This window comes from Allobosea sp. (genome assembly GCF_035944895.1).
Taxonomy (GTDB): domain Bacteria; phylum Pseudomonadota; class Alphaproteobacteria; order Rhizobiales; family Beijerinckiaceae; genus Allobosea.
In genome coordinates, this window is record NZ_DASZAT010000012.1 from 463,827 (window position 1) to 478,648 (window position 14,822).

The 14,822-nt window shown below is 68.6% G+C and carries 15 protein-coding genes; 10 read left to right on the forward strand and 5 right to left on the reverse strand.

Annotation, left to right across the window (positions count from 1 at the left end; translation table 11 throughout):
- Positions 1 to 57: 57 nt before the first annotated feature.
- The 9 genes from VGV58_RS24320 (at position 58) to VGV58_RS24360 (ending at position 8,993) form a co-directional block, all read left to right on the forward strand.
- Positions 58 to 1,059: a BMP family lipoprotein gene (locus VGV58_RS24320; protein WP_326876627.1), complete on the forward strand. Its 1,002-nt coding sequence runs from the start codon at positions 58 to 60 to the stop codon at positions 1,057 to 1,059.
- A 13-nt stretch (positions 1,060 to 1,072) separates the two neighbouring features.
- Entirely contained in the window at positions 1,073 to 2,605 is a 1,533-nt protein-coding gene (locus VGV58_RS24325) for an ABC transporter ATP-binding protein (protein ID WP_326876628.1), read from the forward strand.
- Positions 2,602 to 3,702, forward strand: coding sequence for an ABC transporter permease (locus VGV58_RS24330; protein ID WP_326876629.1), 1,101 nt, complete (start codon positions 2,602 to 2,604; stop codon positions 3,700 to 3,702). The genes VGV58_RS24325 and VGV58_RS24330 overlap by 4 nt, the downstream gene beginning before the upstream one ends.
- A 3-nt stretch (positions 3,703 to 3,705) precedes the next feature.
- The gene (locus tag VGV58_RS24335) at positions 3,706 to 4,677 is read left to right on the forward strand and encodes an ABC transporter permease (RefSeq protein WP_326876630.1); all 972 of its coding nucleotides are present in this window, start codon (positions 3,706 to 3,708) and stop codon (positions 4,675 to 4,677) included.
- Positions 4,678 to 5,088: a cytidine deaminase gene (locus VGV58_RS24340; RefSeq protein ID WP_326876631.1), complete on the forward strand. Its 411-nt coding sequence runs from the start codon at positions 4,678 to 4,680 to the stop codon at positions 5,086 to 5,088.
- A gap of 61 nt (positions 5,089 to 5,149) precedes the next feature.
- Positions 5,150 to 5,962: a purine-nucleoside phosphorylase gene (locus tag VGV58_RS24345; protein WP_326876632.1), complete on the forward strand. Its 813-nt coding sequence runs from the start codon at positions 5,150 to 5,152 to the stop codon at positions 5,960 to 5,962.
- 2 nt (positions 5,963 to 5,964) lie between these two features.
- Positions 5,965 to 6,726: a deoxyribose-phosphate aldolase gene (deoC, locus tag VGV58_RS24350; protein WP_326876633.1), complete on the forward strand. Its 762-nt coding sequence runs from the start codon at positions 5,965 to 5,967 to the stop codon at positions 6,724 to 6,726.
- Positions 6,726 to 8,033, forward strand: coding sequence for a thymidine phosphorylase (gene deoA, locus VGV58_RS24355; RefSeq protein ID WP_326876634.1), 1,308 nt, complete (start codon positions 6,726 to 6,728; stop codon positions 8,031 to 8,033). Before deoC ends, deoA begins: the two co-directional genes overlap by 1 nt.
- A 15-nt stretch (positions 8,034 to 8,048) precedes the next feature.
- Positions 8,049 to 8,993, forward strand: coding sequence for a 2-hydroxyacid dehydrogenase (locus VGV58_RS24360; RefSeq protein ID WP_326876635.1), 945 nt, complete (start codon positions 8,049 to 8,051; stop codon positions 8,991 to 8,993).
- On the opposite strand, the gene VGV58_RS24365 is transcribed toward VGV58_RS24360, so the two are convergent.
- The 3 genes from VGV58_RS24365 to VGV58_RS24375 form a co-directional block, all read right to left on the reverse strand.
- Complete coding sequence (locus tag VGV58_RS24365; RefSeq protein WP_326876636.1) at positions 8,987 to 9,850, reverse strand: C40 family peptidase; 864 nt, start codon at positions 9,848 to 9,850, stop codon at positions 8,987 to 8,989. The two genes, VGV58_RS24360 and VGV58_RS24365, sit on opposite strands and share 7 nt — an antisense overlap.
- A 39-nt stretch (positions 9,851 to 9,889) precedes the next feature.
- Positions 9,890 to 10,240: a MarR family winged helix-turn-helix transcriptional regulator gene (locus tag VGV58_RS24370; protein ID WP_326876637.1), complete on the reverse strand. Its 351-nt coding sequence runs from the start codon at positions 10,238 to 10,240 to the stop codon at positions 9,890 to 9,892.
- 77 nt (positions 10,241 to 10,317) lie between these two features.
- A complete protein-coding gene (locus tag VGV58_RS24375; RefSeq protein ID WP_414644078.1) occupies positions 10,318 to 11,703 on the reverse strand; it encodes a leucyl aminopeptidase family protein in 1,386 nt (461 codons plus the stop codon).
- A gap of 140 nt (positions 11,704 to 11,843) precedes the next feature.
- On the opposite strand from VGV58_RS24375, the gene VGV58_RS24380 reads away from it, so the two are divergent.
- Positions 11,844 to 12,683, forward strand: a complete 840-nt coding sequence (locus tag VGV58_RS24380) for a tetratricopeptide repeat protein (RefSeq protein WP_326876638.1) — start codon at positions 11,844 to 11,846, stop codon at positions 12,681 to 12,683.
- Between the two features lie 166 nt (positions 12,684 to 12,849).
- On the opposite strand, the gene VGV58_RS24385 is transcribed toward VGV58_RS24380, so the two are convergent.
- Both VGV58_RS24385 and VGV58_RS24390 read right to left on the reverse strand, forming a co-directional pair.
- The gene (locus tag VGV58_RS24385; protein ID WP_326876639.1) at positions 12,850 to 13,827 is read right to left on the reverse strand and encodes a type II secretion system F family protein; all 978 of its coding nucleotides are present in this window, start codon (positions 13,825 to 13,827) and stop codon (positions 12,850 to 12,852) included.
- Positions 13,828 to 13,839: 12 nt separating this feature from the next.
- On the reverse strand, positions 13,840 to 14,820 hold the full coding sequence (locus VGV58_RS24390) for a type II secretion system F family protein (protein ID WP_326876640.1): 981 nt from the start codon (positions 14,818 to 14,820) through the stop codon (positions 13,840 to 13,842).
- Positions 14,821 to 14,822 lie beyond the last annotated feature (2 nt).

The following is a 14,822-nucleotide window of genomic DNA, read 5'->3' on the forward strand; positions in this document are numbered from 1 at the left end:
TCGTGATCGCAGGCAGGGATGGCGCAACCATTCCGCGCGTGACAAGGGAACGGCTCGATGCGTTTGAAATCTCTCGCGCTCGCTCTGGCGGGTGTCGCTCTCTCGGCCATGGCGGCCGTCGCCCAGACAGCGATCAAGCCGGCGATCGTCTATGACAAGGGCGGCAAGTTCGACAAATCCTTCAACGAGGGCGTCTTCGTCGGGGCCGAGAAGTTCAAGGCCGAGACCGGCGTCGAGTTCCGCGATTTCGAGCCGACCAACGATGCCCAGATCGAGCAGGCGCTGCGACGCTTCGCCCGCGACGGCCATTCGCCGATCATCGCCGTCGGCTTCTCGCAGGCAACCGCACTGCAGAAGGTCGCGGCCGAGTTCCCGAACCTGAAGTTCACCATCATCGACATGGTGGTCGAGCTGCCGAACGTGCAGTCGGTGGTGTTCAAGGAGCATGAGGCCTCCTATCTCGTCGGCCTCCTCGCCAGCCTCGCCTCGAAGACCGGCAAGGTCGGCTTCGTCGGCGGCATGGACATCCCGCTGATCCGCAAATTCGCCTGCGGCTATGTCCAGGGCGTCAAGGCCGGCAAGAAGGACGCCGAGATCTTCCAGAACATGACGGGCTCGACCCCGGCCGCCTGGAACGACCCCGTCAAGGGCGGCGAACTCGCCAAGTCGCAGATCGATCGCGGCGCCGACGTGATCTACCACGCCGCCGGCGGCACCGGCATCGGCGTGCTGCGCGCCGCCGCCGACGCCGGCAAGCTCGGCATCGGCGTCGATTCCAACCAGAACATGCTGCATCCCGGCAAGGTGCTGACCTCGATGCTGAAGCGCGTCGACGTCGCCGCCTACACCTCGTTCAAGGAGGCACGCGACGGCACCTGGAAGCCCGGCGTCTCGGTGCTCGGGCTGAAGGAGGACGGCGTCGGCTGGGCGCTCGACGACAACAACAAGGCGCTGATCACGCCCGAGATGAAGGCCGCCGCCGACAAGGCCCGCGCCGACATCATCGCCGGCACCGTCAAGGTTCACGACTACATGTCGGATTCCAAGTGCACGATGTGAGCCGGACCACCCGGTGACGAGCCCGCACCTCGCGATCGAGCTGATCGGCATCAGCAAGGCGTTCGGCCCGGTCAAGGCCAACAAGGACGTCTCGCTCTCGGTCGCCGCCGGCTCGATCCACGGCATCGTCGGCGAGAACGGCGCCGGCAAGTCGACGCTGATGTCGATCCTCTACGGCTTCTACGAGGCCGATGCCGGCGAGATCCGGGTGCGCGGCGAGCTGAGGCGCATCCGCTCTTCCTCCGACGCCATCGCAGCGGGGATCGGCATGGTCCACCAGCATTTCATGCTGGTCGAGCCGCTCAGCGTGGTCGAGAACATCGTGCTCGGCGCCGAGGGTGGCGCGCTGCTCAAGCGCGGCATCGGCAAGGCGCGGGCCGAACTGGCGCGGCTCTCCCAAGAGTACGGCCTCGCCATCGATCCCGATGCGATCGTGGGTACGCTTTCGGTCGGCCTGCAGCAGCGCGTCGAGATCCTGAAGGCGCTCTATCGCGGCGCGCAGGTGCTGATTCTCGACGAGCCCACGGCGGTTCTGACCCCGGCAGAGGCCGACCAGCTCTTCGAGCTGCTCCGCGCGCTGAAGACGCAGGGCAAGACGGTGATCCTGATCACCCACAAGCTGCGCGAGATCATGGCGGTGACCGACCGCGTCTCGGTGATGCGGCGCGGCGAGATGGTCGCCCATGTCGAGACCGAACGGACCTCCCCGGCCGAGCTGGCGGAGGCCATGGTCGGCCGGCGCGTGCTGCTGCGCGTCGAGAAGAGCCCGCGCCAGCGCGGCGCGCCGGTGCTCGAGGCCGCCGGCCTCTCCGTGATCGACGAGCGCGGCCACGAGACGCTGCGGGACGCCAGCCTCACCCTCCACGAGGGCGAGATCGTCGGCATCGCCGGCGTCGCTGGCAACGGCCAGAGCGAGCTGCTCGACGTGCTGGCGGGACTGACCCAGCCTTCGCGCGGCGTGATCCGGCTCGGCGGAAAGATCCTCAACGCCGCCGATCGCAACCCGGCCAATCTGCGCAAGCTCGGCCTGATGCACATTCCCGAGGACCGCTTGCGGACCGGGCTCGTCACCGCCTTCGCGGCGGCCGAGAACGCCATCCTCGGCTATCATGACGACCCGGCCTTCGGGCGCGGCCCCTTTCTGTCGCCGGCGCTGGTCGAACAGCATGCCCGCGCCGGCATGCAGGATTACGACGTCCGGCCGGTCGATCCCGGCCTGAAAACCGCGAAATTCTCCGGCGGCAACCAGCAGAAGATCGTGCTCGCCCGCGAAATCGAGCGGGCGCCGAAGGTGCTGCTGGTCGGCCAGCCGACGCGCGGGGTCGATATCGGCGCGATCGAGTTCATCCATCGCCGGCTGATCGCGCTGCGCGATGCCGGCGTCGCTATCCTGCTCGTCTCGGTCGAGCTGGAAGAGGTGATGGCGCTGTCGGACCGGATCCTGGCGCTCTGCGGCGGCCAGATCACCGGGGAGCGCGAGGCGGTGGCGACCGATGAGCGCGACCTCGGCCTGCTGATGGCCGGCGTCAGCGAGAGGGCGGCATGAGCGCCGCCCCGATCGACCTGCCGCGCTGGGCCGATACCGCCCTCGTCCCGCTGGTCTCGGTCGCAGCGGCGCTCGTCGTTGCCGGACTCGTCGTGCTCTCGATCGGCGAAAGCCCGCTGGAAGCGACGACGTTGCTGCTGAAAGGCTCGCTCGGCAGCCTCGAAGGCCTCGGCTTCACGCTGTACTACACCACGAATTTCATCTTCACCGGCCTTGCCGTCGCGGTCGCCTTTCATGCCGGGCTGTTCAATATCGGCGGCGAGGGTCAGGCGACCGTCGCCGGCATCTTTGCCGCGCTCGCCTGTCTCTGGCTCGCGCCGCTGCCGGGCATATTACTGGTGCCGCTCGCCATCCTCGCCGCGGCGGCGGGCGGCGCGCTCTGGGCCTTCATCCCCGGCTATCTCCAGGCGACGCGCGGCAGCCATGTCGTGATCACCACGATCATGTTCAACTTCATCGCGGCGACCCTGATCGTCTATCTGCTGGTCGAGGTGATGGGGAAGACGGGCTCGATGCAGCCGGAAACCCCCGATTTCCCGAAGCAGGCGGTGCTGACGCCGATCCATGAATTGCTCGGCGCCTTCGGCCTGAAGCTGCCCTCGACACCGCTCAACACCGCGTTCCTGCTGGCGCTCGCATCGCTCGTTGCGGTCTGGGCGCTGATCTACCGCTCGCGGCTGGGCTATGCGATCCGGACCGTCGGCGCCAATCCGCGCGCCGCCGCCTATGCCGGCATCTCGCCGGCGCGGATCACCATGGTGGCGATGGCGCTCTCCGGCGCGCTGGCAGGCGGGCTCGCCGTCAACGAGGCGATGGGCGTGCAGCACCGGCTGGTGCTCGATTTCACCGCCGGCTACGGCTTCGTCGGCATCGCGGTGGCGCTGATGGGGCGTGGGCACCCGGTCGGCGTCGGCCTCGCCGCCCTGCTCTTTGGCGTGCTCTACCAGGGCGGGGCAGAACTCTCCTTCGACAAGCCGACCATCACCCGCGACATGGTCGTGGTGATCGGCGGCATCGTCATCCTCTTCGCCGGAGCGCTCGACGGGCTGTTCCGGCGCCTCGTCGCCAGCGTGCTCGCTCTCGGGCGCGGAGGCTAGGCGATGGAGAGCGTCCAGACCTTCGCCGTCATCCTGGATTCGACGATCCGTTTGTCGATCCCGCTGCTCTGCGCGGCGCTCGCCGGGCTCTGGTCGGAACGCTCGGGCGTCGTCGACATCGGCCTCGAAGGCAAGATGCTGATCGCGGCCTTCGCCTCGGCGGTAGCCGCCTATCACAGCGGTTCGGCCTGGGCCGGGCTCGGAGCCGGCATGCTCGCCGCGATCGCGCTCTCGCTGGTGCATGGCTTTGCCGCGATCACCTGGCGTGGCAACCAGATCGTCTCAGGCGTCGCGATCAACATGCTGGCGGTCGGGCTCACCGCCATCCTCGGCAACGCCTGGTACGGCCAGGGCGGCCGCACGCCGAACCTCGAAGGCGCCGCCCGCTTTCCCGAGCTCGACCTGCCGCTGGTCGGAACGCTCAAGGAGATTCCGGTCTTCGGCCCGATCTACGACATCGCGATCTCCGGCCATACGGCGCCGGTCTACCTCGCCGTGCTTGCCCTCGTGCTGACGGCGCTGACGCTGAAGCGCACCCGCTTCGGCCTGCGCCTGCGCGCCGTCGGCGAGAATCCGGCCGCGGTCGACACCGCCGGCGTCTCGGTCGCCGGACTGCGCTATGCCGCTGTGATCATCTGCGGCGCGCTCTGCGGGCTGGGCGGCACCTATCTTGCCGTCTCGCAATCAGCGGGGTTCCTGCCGCAGATGACCGCCGGCAAGGGCTTCATCGCACTCGCCGCGGTGATCTTCGCCAACTGGCGGCCCTGGCCGGCTCTGTTCGCCTGCCTGCTCTTCGGCCTGCTCGACGCGGTGGCGATCAGGCTTCAAGGTGTCAGCCTGCCCGGCATCGGCCAGGTCCCGGTGCAGGCGATCCAGGCCCTGCCCTATGTGATGACGGTGGTGCTGCTCGCCGGCTTCATCGGCAAGGCGACGCCGCCCAAGGCCTCGGGCCTGCCTTACGTGAAAGAACGCTGAGTGACCGCCGAACCCGATCTCGACACGCTCTTCGCCGCGGCCCTGGCGGTACGGAGCCAAGCCTACGCGCCCTATTCGCGCTTCAAGGTCGGCGCCGCCATCCTGGCCGATGACGGCAAGGTCTATCCCGGCTGCAATGTCGAGAACGCCGCCTACCCCGTCGGCGCCTGCGCCGAGGCCGGGGCGATCTCGGCGATGATCGCGGGCGGAGCGCGCGCGATCCGCGCAATCGTCGTCATCGGCGACGGAACCGAGCTAGTGACGCCCTGCGGCGCCTGCCGCCAGCGCATCCGCGAATTCGCGGCGCCGGAGACGCCGATCCTGATCGCCGGGCCCGAGGGCATCCGCGCGCGCTTTTCGCTGGCCGAGCTGTTGCCAGCCTCGTTCGGACCAGCCAATTTGCCGAACTGATTTGCGGGCGCCTTCAAGGTGACCCGACGAGCGCGGCCAACGCGCCGATGGAGCAGACAACATGGCGGCTGATGCGCTTTTCGACCAAGCGGCATCGACACTGATCGATCGAGGGATCGATGGCGGCATCGATTGCGCCATCGTGCTCGGCACCGGGCTCGGCCGGATCATCGACGACATGGTCGAGCCGATCTCGATCCCGTTCGAGGAAATCCCCGGTTTCCCGAAGGGCGCGGTTTCCGGCCATGCCAAGCGGCTGAGCTATGGCGTGCTGCACGGCAAGCGCGTGCTGGTCTTCGAGGGGCGCGCGCATTTCTACGAGACCGGCGACCCCGCCATCATGCGCGTGCCGCTCGGCATGCTCGCCGCCTTCGGCTCGCCGCCGCTGGTGCTGACCAATGCCGCCGGCTCGCTCAGGCCGGACCTGCGGCCCGGCAGCCTCGCGCTGATCACCGACCACATCAACTATAACGGCCCTAACCCGCTGGTCGGCGATACAGGCGACGGCCGCTTCGTGCCGATGGTCGATGCCTATGACCCGCATCTGCGCGCCCGCCTGAAGAAGGCGGCAGCGGCCAGCGGCGCCAATATGGGCGAGGGCGTCTATATGTGGTTCTCCGGACCGAGCTTCGAGACGCCGGCCGAGATCAGGATGGCCAAGACGCTCGGCGCCGACCTCGTGGGCATGTCGACCGTGCCGGAGGTGATCCTGGCACGCCGCTATGGCCTGCGCGTCGCCGGCATTTCGATCGTCACCAATATGGGTGCGGGCATCCTCGGCGGCGCGCCCAGCCATGGCGAGACGCGCGACGTCGCGGCGACGGCGACCACCGCGCTGCGCCGCGTGCTGCGCGCCTTCCTGAGCGAGCTCTGACCATGTCCGACGCCGATCTCGCTTTGCGCGCCTTGCGCCTGCTCGATTTGACCGATCTCTCCGACCAGGCCACCGAGACCGGTACGCTGCAGCTTTGCGCCCGCGCCGTCGCGGCGCCCGGCCCGGTCGCGGCGATCTGCATCTGGCCGCAGTTCCTCAAGCTCGCCCGCCAGACGCTGAAGGCCTCACCCGTCAGGATCGCGACCGTGATCAACTTCCCGGCCGGCAGCGGCAATTGCAGCCTGATCGGCAGCGACATCACCGAAGCGATCGCCGATGGCGCCGACGAGATCGACCTCGTGCTGCCCTGGCGCGCCTTCCTCGCCGGTGATGCCGGGATCGCCCGCGAGATGGTCACTGAGGCGCGCGGCAGCAGCGGCGACAAGACGCTCAAGGTCATCCTCGAAACCGGCGAATACCCGGATCAGGCCTCGGTGCGTGCGGCGTCCGAGCTCGCCATCGCCGCAGGCGCCGACTTCATCAAGACCTCGACCGGCAAGACCGGGACCTCGGCCACGCCAGCAGCCGCCCGCACCATGCTGGAGGCGATCAGGGCGTCCGGCAAGCCGGTCGGCCTGAAGCCGTCGGGCGGCCTGCGCACGCTCGCCGACGCCAGGACCTATCTCGATCTCGCCGACGAGATCATGGGGCCGGGCTGGGCGACGGCGAAGACCTTCCGCTTCGGCGCCAGCGGGCTCTATGGCGTGCTCGCCGACATCATCGCCGGCACCGCGCCGGCCGAACGGACCGACGGAGCCTATTGATGCGCCTGCCGCAGGAGATCATCGCCGCCAAGCGCGACGGCGAGCGCCTGAGCGCCAACGACATCCGCCAGATGATCGCGGGGCTGACCGATGGCTCGGTCAGCGAGGGCCAGGCGGCGGCCTTCGCCATGGCGATCTTCTTCCGCGACATGGATGCCGAGGAGCGCGTCGCGCTGACACTGGCCATGCGTGATTCCGGCACCGTGCTGGACTGGCGCGACCTGCCGGGCCCGGCGCTCGACAAGCATTCCACCGGCGGCGTCGGCGACACCGTTTCGCTGCCGCTCGCCGCGGCAGTGGCGGCCTGCGGCGGCTATGTCCCGATGATCTCGGGCCGCGGCCTCGGCCATACCGGCGGCACGCTCGACAAGCTCGACGCGGTGCCGGGCTATGTCACCCAGCCCGGCATCGATCTCTTCCGCCATGTCGTGCGCGAAGCCGGCTGCGCCATCATCGGCCAGACCGCCGACCTCGCCCCGGCCGACAAGCGCCTCTATGCGATCCGGGACGTCACCGCGACGGTCGAGACGATTCCGCTGCTGACCTCGTCGATCCTGTCGAAGAAGCTCGCGGCAGGCCTGCACGGCCTCGCCATGGATGTGAAATTCGGCTCCGGTGCCTTCCTGCCGCCACTCGAGAAGGCCGGCGCCCTGGCGCAAAGCCTCTCGGAGGTCGGCAACGGCGCTGGCCTGCCGACACGGGCCCTGCTCACCGATATGAACGAGCCGCTCGCTTCGGCCGCCGGCAACGCGCTCGAGGTCGCCTATGCGCTCGACCACCTCACCGGGCGACGGCGCGAGCCGCGCTTCCACGAGGTCACGGTGGCCCTGTCCGCCGAGATGCTGCTGCTCGGCCGGCTGGCGGCGACACGCGAGGAAGCTGTCGCGAAAATCGAGGACGCCTTCGCCAGCGGCGCGGCGGCGGAGCGCTTCATCCATATGATCGCGGCGCTGGGCGGCCCTGCCGACCTGCTGGAGCATCCCGAGCGGCACTTTCCCCGCGCGCCTATCGTGCGGCCAGTGTTCTCGGACCGTCCGGGGCTGGTCGAGGCGATCGACACGCGCGCCGTCGGCCTCGCCGTGGTCGCGCTTGGCGGCGGCCGCACCCGGCCGCAGGACGCGATCGACCATGCCGTCGGAATCACCGAGCTCGCCGGCCTCGGCGAGCGGGTCGGGCCCGACCGGCCGCTCGGCGTCATCCATGCCCGCAACGAGGCCGGTTTCGAGGCCGCCCGCATCCGCCTGAAGAGCGCCTATCGCCGCGGCGAGGCTGCTGTTACGCGTGGACCGCTGATCATTCCCGCTTAGGAGTTCCCCCCGCCCATGAGCCTGCTTCTGGCGATCACCGGCTGGCATGTCGAGAGCTGGCGCGAGCGCTTTTCGGCGCTGCTGCCGGACTTGCCGATCGTCACGCTCGGCGAGCCCTTCGATCGGCGCGCCGTGCATTATGTCGCGAGCTGGAAGCATCCGGAGGGCAGCCTTGCCGGCCTGCCCAATCTCGCAGCCATCTTCTCGCTCGGCGCCGGCGTCGACCATCTCTTCAGCGACAGCCGGCTGCCGCAGGCGCCGATCGCCCGGGTGATCGATCCCGACCTGACGACGCGGATGAGCGAATACGTCGTCATGCACTGCCTGATGCAGTTGCGCCAGCAGCGCCGCTACGAGCGCCAGCAGCGCGAGAGGTCATGGGATGACGATCGCCACCAGCCGGCAGCACGCGAAGTCCGCGTCGGCGTCATGGGACTGGGCGAGCTCGGCCAGGACGCGGCGCGCAAGCTGCAAGTGATCGGCTTCGACGTCGCCGGCTGGAGCCGCTCGCCCAAGACGATCGAAGGGCTCGCCACCTTCTCCGGCGAGGACGGCCTGACGGCCTTCCTCGCCCGGACCGACATCCTCGTCGTCCTGCTGCCGCATACGCCGGAGACGGAAGGCATCCTGAACCGCCCGCTGCTCGCCAGGCTGGCGCGTGACGGCCGGCTCGGCGGGCCGGCGCTGATCAATGCCGGCCGTGGGAAATTGCAGGTCGAGACGGACATCCTCGCAGCGCTCGACGCCGGCGAGCTCCGGGAAGCGGTGCTCGACGTGTTCCAGACCGAGCCGCTGCCGCAGGACTCGCGGCTGTGGACCCATCCGGCCGTGACGGTGACGCCGCACAACTCCGCCATGTCGGCGCCCGAGACGGTCGCCGACCAGATCGCGGCGCAGATCAGGCGTCTGGAGGCCGGCGGCGAGCTGCAGAACGTCGTCGACCCGACGCGAGGTTACTGAGCCTTCAACCGCCGGATCGCGGTGATCGGCCCGCCATTGCGGGCGAGGATGCGATCGCGCGCCGGGCGCAGGGGCTCGCTGATCACGCTCATGGTGAAGGCGGTGGCGTGCAACAGCGTGTCGGGGCCGGTCATGATGCCGACATGGCCCTTCCAGAAGACGAGGTCGCCGCGGCTGAGGCCGTCCAGGCCGTCGTCGAAGGCGACGGCTTCGCCGAGCCCCTGCTCCTGCATGTCGGAATCGCGCGGCGCGGACACGCCGGCAGCCGCCAGCGAGAGCTGGACCAGCGCCGAGCAGTCGAGGCCGAGGCTGGTCTTGCCGCCCCAGAAATAAGGCACGTGCAGGAAGCGCTCGGCGACGGCGACGAAATCCGGCTCGTGCTGCTCGCGCGGGCAAAGATGCTGCTTGAAGATGTAGCCGCCATGGCCGGTGGTGAAGAAGTCACCGCTCTCGCCGGTAACCGTCACCCCCGCATTGAGCGATAGCGCCTCCAGCGGCGCCAGTTTGATCGAGGGGCCGGGATAGACGAAGGTCCGGAGCGCGCAGACGCGATGGGTCGGCACCGGAGCGTCGCCGGCGAGGCAGTCCTCAGGCAGGTAGCCGACATAGGAATCGCCGACGAGCTGGCCCCAGGCCCAGCCCTCATGCTGCTCGTAGACCCTGACCGCCTCGCCCGCGAGCGCCTCGGTGTCGAGCGGGGCATCCGGCCTCGGCTCGCGCCGCAGCGGCACTGACGGCGTCACCACCCGCATCGGGATCGGATCGACGAAGGCGAGCGCCTCGACCTGGCCGTCGAGATAACGGGCGGCGAGGTCCGGACGGGCAGGGGTGAGGCGGCGGTCGAGATTCGTGCTCATGGAGGCACTGTAATCCTGTCCGGTTAACGGGCGAAGCGCTCAGGCGGACCCGAGTTCACGCGCCCGCGCAGTGACGAGATCGGCGAGATGCTCGACCGCCAGTGCGCCGGCGACGGTCCGCTGAATGACGACGTTGCGCTTGTCGAGCTCGTCACGCTTGCGGCTGACGAGGCCGAGCTTGCCCATGCTGTCGAGGGCGCGGGTGATGACCGGCTTGGTGACGCCGAGCCGCGCCGCGAGGCCGCGCACGGTGTGCGGTGGCAATTCGAGATAGATGGTCAGCAGGATCGCGGTCTGACGCACCGAAAGATCGGCTTGCGTGTCGCGCACCAGATCGAGATGTACCTCGCGCCAGAGCCTGAGCGCCTGCGTCGGCTTGATCTCCAGCACCGTGCCGTCCCCGATCGTTACGGGTCCGTATCATTATCGCAGCGCGACCAGCGTGCAAGCAGAGCCGCGCGGCAGGCTTAACGGGCGCCATAGAACTGCTTCGCCAGCGCGTAGGTCAGCCGCGCCGCCTGGCATTCGCCGCCTTCGGGCCGGCCGGGCTTGGTCGAGGGATTCCAGCCATAAATGTCGAAATGGGCGTAGGAGCGGCTCTTCTCGACGAAGCGGTTGAGGAAGAGCGCGGCCGTCACCGAGCCGGCGAAGGCGCCGCCGGAGACGTTGTTGAGATCGGCGATCTTGGAATCGAGCATGCCGTCATAGGGCGGCCAGAGCGGCATGCGCCAGACCGGATCGTTCACCGCGGCGCTGAGGCGGGCGATCTCGGCGGCAAGTCCGTCGTCATGGGTATAGAACGGCGGCAGATCGGGCCCGAGCGCGACGCGGGCGGCGCCGGTCAGCGTGGCGAAATCGATCAGCAGCTCGGGCGCCTCCTCGTCGGCCAGCGCCAGCGCATCGGCAAGGATGAGCCTTCCCTCGGCATCGGTGTTGCCGATCTCGACGCTCAGCCCCTTCCGGCTCTGCAGCACGTCACCGGGGCGGAATGAGCCGCCCGAGACCGCGTTCTCGACCGCCGGCACCAATAGGCGCAGGCGCACCTTCAGCCTTGCCTGCATGATCATGCGGGCGGCCGCGATCGCCGCCGCTGCGCCGCCCATGTCCTTCTTCATCAGCAGCATGCCGGCATCGGTCTTGAGATTGAGCCCGCCGGTGTCGAAGGCGACGCCCTTGCCGACCAAGGTGAGCTTCGGATCGCCTTCCTGGCCCCAGCGCAGATCGACCAGGCGCGGCGCCCGGGGCGAGGCCCGCCCGACCGCATGGATCATCGGGAAATTGGCCGCGAGCAGATCGTCACCGATCGTACTGGCAACCTCCGCGCCATGGGTTTCGCCGAGCGCGCGCACAGCCGTCTCGATCTCGGCCGGGCCGAGATCGGCAGCCGAGGTGTTGACGAGATCGCGCCCCAGCGCGCTCGCCCCGGCGAGATTGCTCACTTCCTCGCCGTCGACGTCGTCGGGCAGGACGAGCCGCGCCGTAGCGGCCTTGGGCTTGCGATAGCGCTCGAAGCGATAGGCGGTGAGCAGCCAGCCGAGCGCGGCGAGGCCGGGATCGCCGATATCGCCGGCCAGGGCATAGTCGCCGGCCGGCAAGCTGGCGGCGAGGCGGCCAGGGGCGAACGGGTCGCGCCGGCGCGGGCCTGACGGGTCGACCCCGAGCAGCACCGCGGCGAGCGCACCGGCGGCATCCGGCAGCAGGACATGCTGGCCGGGCCGCGCCTCGAACCCTTGCGCCTGCGCAAAGCGGCGCGCCACCGGCGCGAGCCCGTCTCGCACGGCCGGCCAATCGGCCTTGGCGACGCAATGCACGGGGATGGCGGATGTTCCGGCAGGCAGCAGCAACGGATGCACGGTCGACGACCCTCGGATGACGGAACCTCGGGCGCCAGCATGCAAGGCGGGCCCCGATCCGCATGATTAACAGTCCGTTAGGGTTAACGTTTTATCACCAAGGGCAACAGCTTTCCCGCACCGGCGAGGCATTCCGGCTTATGTCCATCCGCATCCGCGCCCTCCGTTTCGGCCATTTCGCCGCCGCTTCGGCTCTCTGCCTCGCGCTCGGCGCCTGCCAGATGCGCGGTGGCCCCGGCGACGTCACCGGCTCGATCGGCCCTCGGCAGACGCAGCCACGCACCGAAGCCCAATGGCGCAGCGAGGAGGCCGATTGGGGCAAGCGCTACGAGGCCAACCAGAAGGACCGCAACGCCGCCTTCTTCTATGCCCGCGCACTGCGCGCGCTCGACAAGAACGCCCAGGCGCTCGCCATCCTGGAAGGCGCCGTGATCATCCATGCCGACGATCAGGAATTGCTCGGCGCCTATGGCCGCTCGCTCGCCGATAATGGCCGGCTGAAGCAGGCGGACGACGTGCTCGGCCGCGCCCATACGCCGGAAAAGCCGGATTGGCGCATCCTGTCGGCGCAAGGCACCGTCGCCGACCAGCTCGGCGAGCACGATCGCGCGCAGCAGCTCTACTCGGCGGCATTGAAGCTCGTGCCGCACGAGCCGACGGTGATGTCCAATCTCGGCCTGTCGCTCGCCCTGTCGAAGCGCCTGCCCGACGCCGAGCGCATCTTGCGCGAAGCGGCGACCGTGCAGGGCGCCGACGGCAGGGTGCGCCAGAACCTCGTCCTGGTGCTCGGCCTGCAAGGGCGTTTCCAGGAAGCCGAGCAGCTCGCCCGCCAGGACATGAGCCCGGCCGAAGCCTCGGCGACCATCGCCTATCTACGCCGCTCGGTGAGCCAGCCCAACAGCTGGGAGATGCTGCGCGGCAAGGCCAAGCCGGCCGCCCGCACGGCGACGCCGGAGAAGGCTGCCCAGCCGACCGGCTGACCGCCGGTCCCTGCTTTGGCTTTACGACTTGGGCTTGCGATTGCGTGAGATGGCGTCGCCGCCATCAGCCAGACGCCGCCTCGAGGCAGGCCTTACTTTCCCTCGAAGCTCGCCTTGCTGGAGCGGAAGCTCAAGGCCCGGCCAAGTCGAAGGCGAGGGGCTGCCGTCAGAAGGTTCTGAGGGCCTTCAGCACCGCCGGGGTCATGATCACCACGAAGAGCACCGGCAGGAAGAACATGATCATCGGCACGGTCAGCTTCGGCGGCAGGGCTGCCGCCTTCTTCTCGGCCTCGTTCATCCGCTGATCGCGGCTCTCCTGCGCCAGCGTGCGCAAGGCGGTGCCAAGCGGCGTGCCGTAGCGCTCGGCCTGGATCAGCGCGGTGCAGACCGACTTCACCGATTCCAGACCCGTGCGCACCGCGAGGTTCTCATAGGCCTGCCGACGTTCGGAGAGATAGGAGAGCTCGGCCGTGCAGAGCGAGAACTCCTCGGCCAGCGGCACCGACTGGCTGCCGATCTCGGTCGAGACCTTGCGGAAGGCGAGCTCGATCGACATGCCCGCTTCCACGCAGATCAGCATCAGGTCGAGCGCATCCGGAAAGGCCTGCCGCATCGACAACTGGCGCTTGGCCATCGTGTTGGACAGGTAGATTTCAGGCGCCTTGATGCCGACATAGGCGGCGGCGATCACGATCCCCGCCCGTACGATGACAGTCTGGCCGAGATCGTTGAGCACGAACAGATAGAACAGCGCGAACAGGAAGAGGCCGATCGGGGTGACCAGCCTGAAGAAGAGGAAGCCGACCTCGGCCTGCTGACCACGGAAGCCGGCCATGACGAGCTGCCGCTTGGCAGTCTCGGTCCCCAGCCAATCCCCGAGTTTAAAGCGCTCGACGATATTTCGCATGAACGCCTTCGGCTCCTGGCGGAGCGAGACCTTATCCACCTGGCGCGCCAGCCGGTCGCGCTCCCGGGCGCGGATCCTGTCGCGTTCGGAGGCGACGGATTTCATGCGCTTGCCGAGGACGTTGCCTTCGAGCAGGGGCGCCGCCACGGTCATGATCGTGACGGCCACGGCCACTCCGCCGACCAGCGCGAGCAAGACCCTCAGGTCCGTAAAGTTCTCGATCAGGAGCGCGAGCATAGCGAAGGCTCCTCAGATCTGGAAGTTGATCATCTTGCGCATGACCAGCACGCCGATCAGCATCCAGATGCCGCAGCCGACCAATGCGATACGCCCCGCATTCGTGTAGAAGAGGGCGTCCATGTAGCCTGGGCTCGTCATATAGACGAGGCCGGCGACGGCAGGGGGCAAGGAGCCGATGATCGCGGCGGATGCCTTGGCTTCCATCGACACGGCCTTGATCTTGTCGCGCATCTTGCGGCGCTCGCGGATCACGCGCGACAGGTTGGCCAGGGTCTCGGCGAGATTGCCGCCAGTCTTCTGCTGGATCGCCAGGACAATGCCGAAGAAATTGGCCTCGGCGCAGGGCATGCGCTCATACAGCTTGGTGGCGGCGTCGCTCAGCGACAGGCCGAGCGTCTGTGCCTCGACGATCAGCCGGAACTCGGACTTGACCGGCTCCTGGGCCTCGTTGGCGATGATGCGCAGGCAGTCGTTCAGCGGCAGGCCCGATTTGATGCCGCGCACGACGACGTCAAGAGCATTCGGGAACTCGTTGATGAAGCGCAGCATCCGCTTCTTGCCGAGATGGGTCAGATACCAGCGCGGCAGCCCGAGCAGGCCGACGAGAAAGCCGACCAGCACCATGGCCCAGTTGCCAGAGGTGACCAGGAGCACGAGGCCCATGACGATGCCCGCGACGACGCCGAGCAGCCAATACTGCTTGCGCGACCAGGACAGCCCGGCCTGTTCGATCCGGCCTTCGATGGTGACCTTATGGCGCGCCTTCTCGCGATTCTCGATGTCCTTCAGGCTCTGCGCGACCTGCCCGCGCCGGGCCTGGCTCTGCGCTTCGCGATCGGCCGCAGCGCGAACCGCGGCCGGGGCGGCGAACTCGCGACGGCGCTGCTCAGCGCGCGCCTGGCCGCTGAGCCTCGGATAGAACAGGGCATAGGTGATACCGCCCGCCGAGACGGCGGCGAGGATGGCAGCGGCGATCTGGCCATAGTCCATGG

Bases quoted from the DNA above. Each gene is read 5' to 3' on its own strand.
- VGV58_RS24320 (WP_326876627.1), top strand. From the start codon at position 58: ATGCGTTTGAAATCTCTCGCGCTCGCTCTGGCGGGTGTCGCTCTCTCG.
- VGV58_RS24330 (WP_326876629.1), top strand. From the start codon at position 2,602: ATGAGCGCCGCCCCGATCGACCTGCCGCGCTGGGCCGATACCGCCCTC.
- VGV58_RS24335 (WP_326876630.1), top strand. From the start codon at position 3,706: ATGGAGAGCGTCCAGACCTTCGCCGTCATCCTGGATTCGACGATCCGT.
- VGV58_RS24345 (WP_326876632.1), top strand. From the start codon at position 5,150: ATGGCGGCTGATGCGCTTTTCGACCAAGCGGCATCGACACTGATCGAT.
- deoC (WP_326876633.1), top strand. From the start codon at position 5,965: ATGTCCGACGCCGATCTCGCTTTGCGCGCCTTGCGCCTGCTCGATTTG.
- deoA (WP_326876634.1), top strand. From the start codon at position 6,726: ATGCGCCTGCCGCAGGAGATCATCGCCGCCAAGCGCGACGGCGAGCGC.
- VGV58_RS24360 (WP_326876635.1), top strand. From the start codon at position 8,049: ATGAGCCTGCTTCTGGCGATCACCGGCTGGCATGTCGAGAGCTGGCGC.
- VGV58_RS24365 (WP_326876636.1), bottom strand. From the start codon at position 9,850: ATGAGCACGAATCTCGACCGCCGCCTCACCCCTGCCCGTCCGGACCTC.
- VGV58_RS24380 (WP_326876638.1), top strand. From the start codon at position 11,844: ATGTCCATCCGCATCCGCGCCCTCCGTTTCGGCCATTTCGCCGCCGCT.
- VGV58_RS24385 (WP_326876639.1), bottom strand. From the start codon at position 13,827: ATGCTCGCGCTCCTGATCGAGAACTTTACGGACCTGAGGGTCTTGCTC.
- VGV58_RS24390 (WP_326876640.1), bottom strand. From the start codon at position 14,820: ATGGACTATGGCCAGATCGCCGCTGCCATCCTCGCCGCCGTCTCGGCG.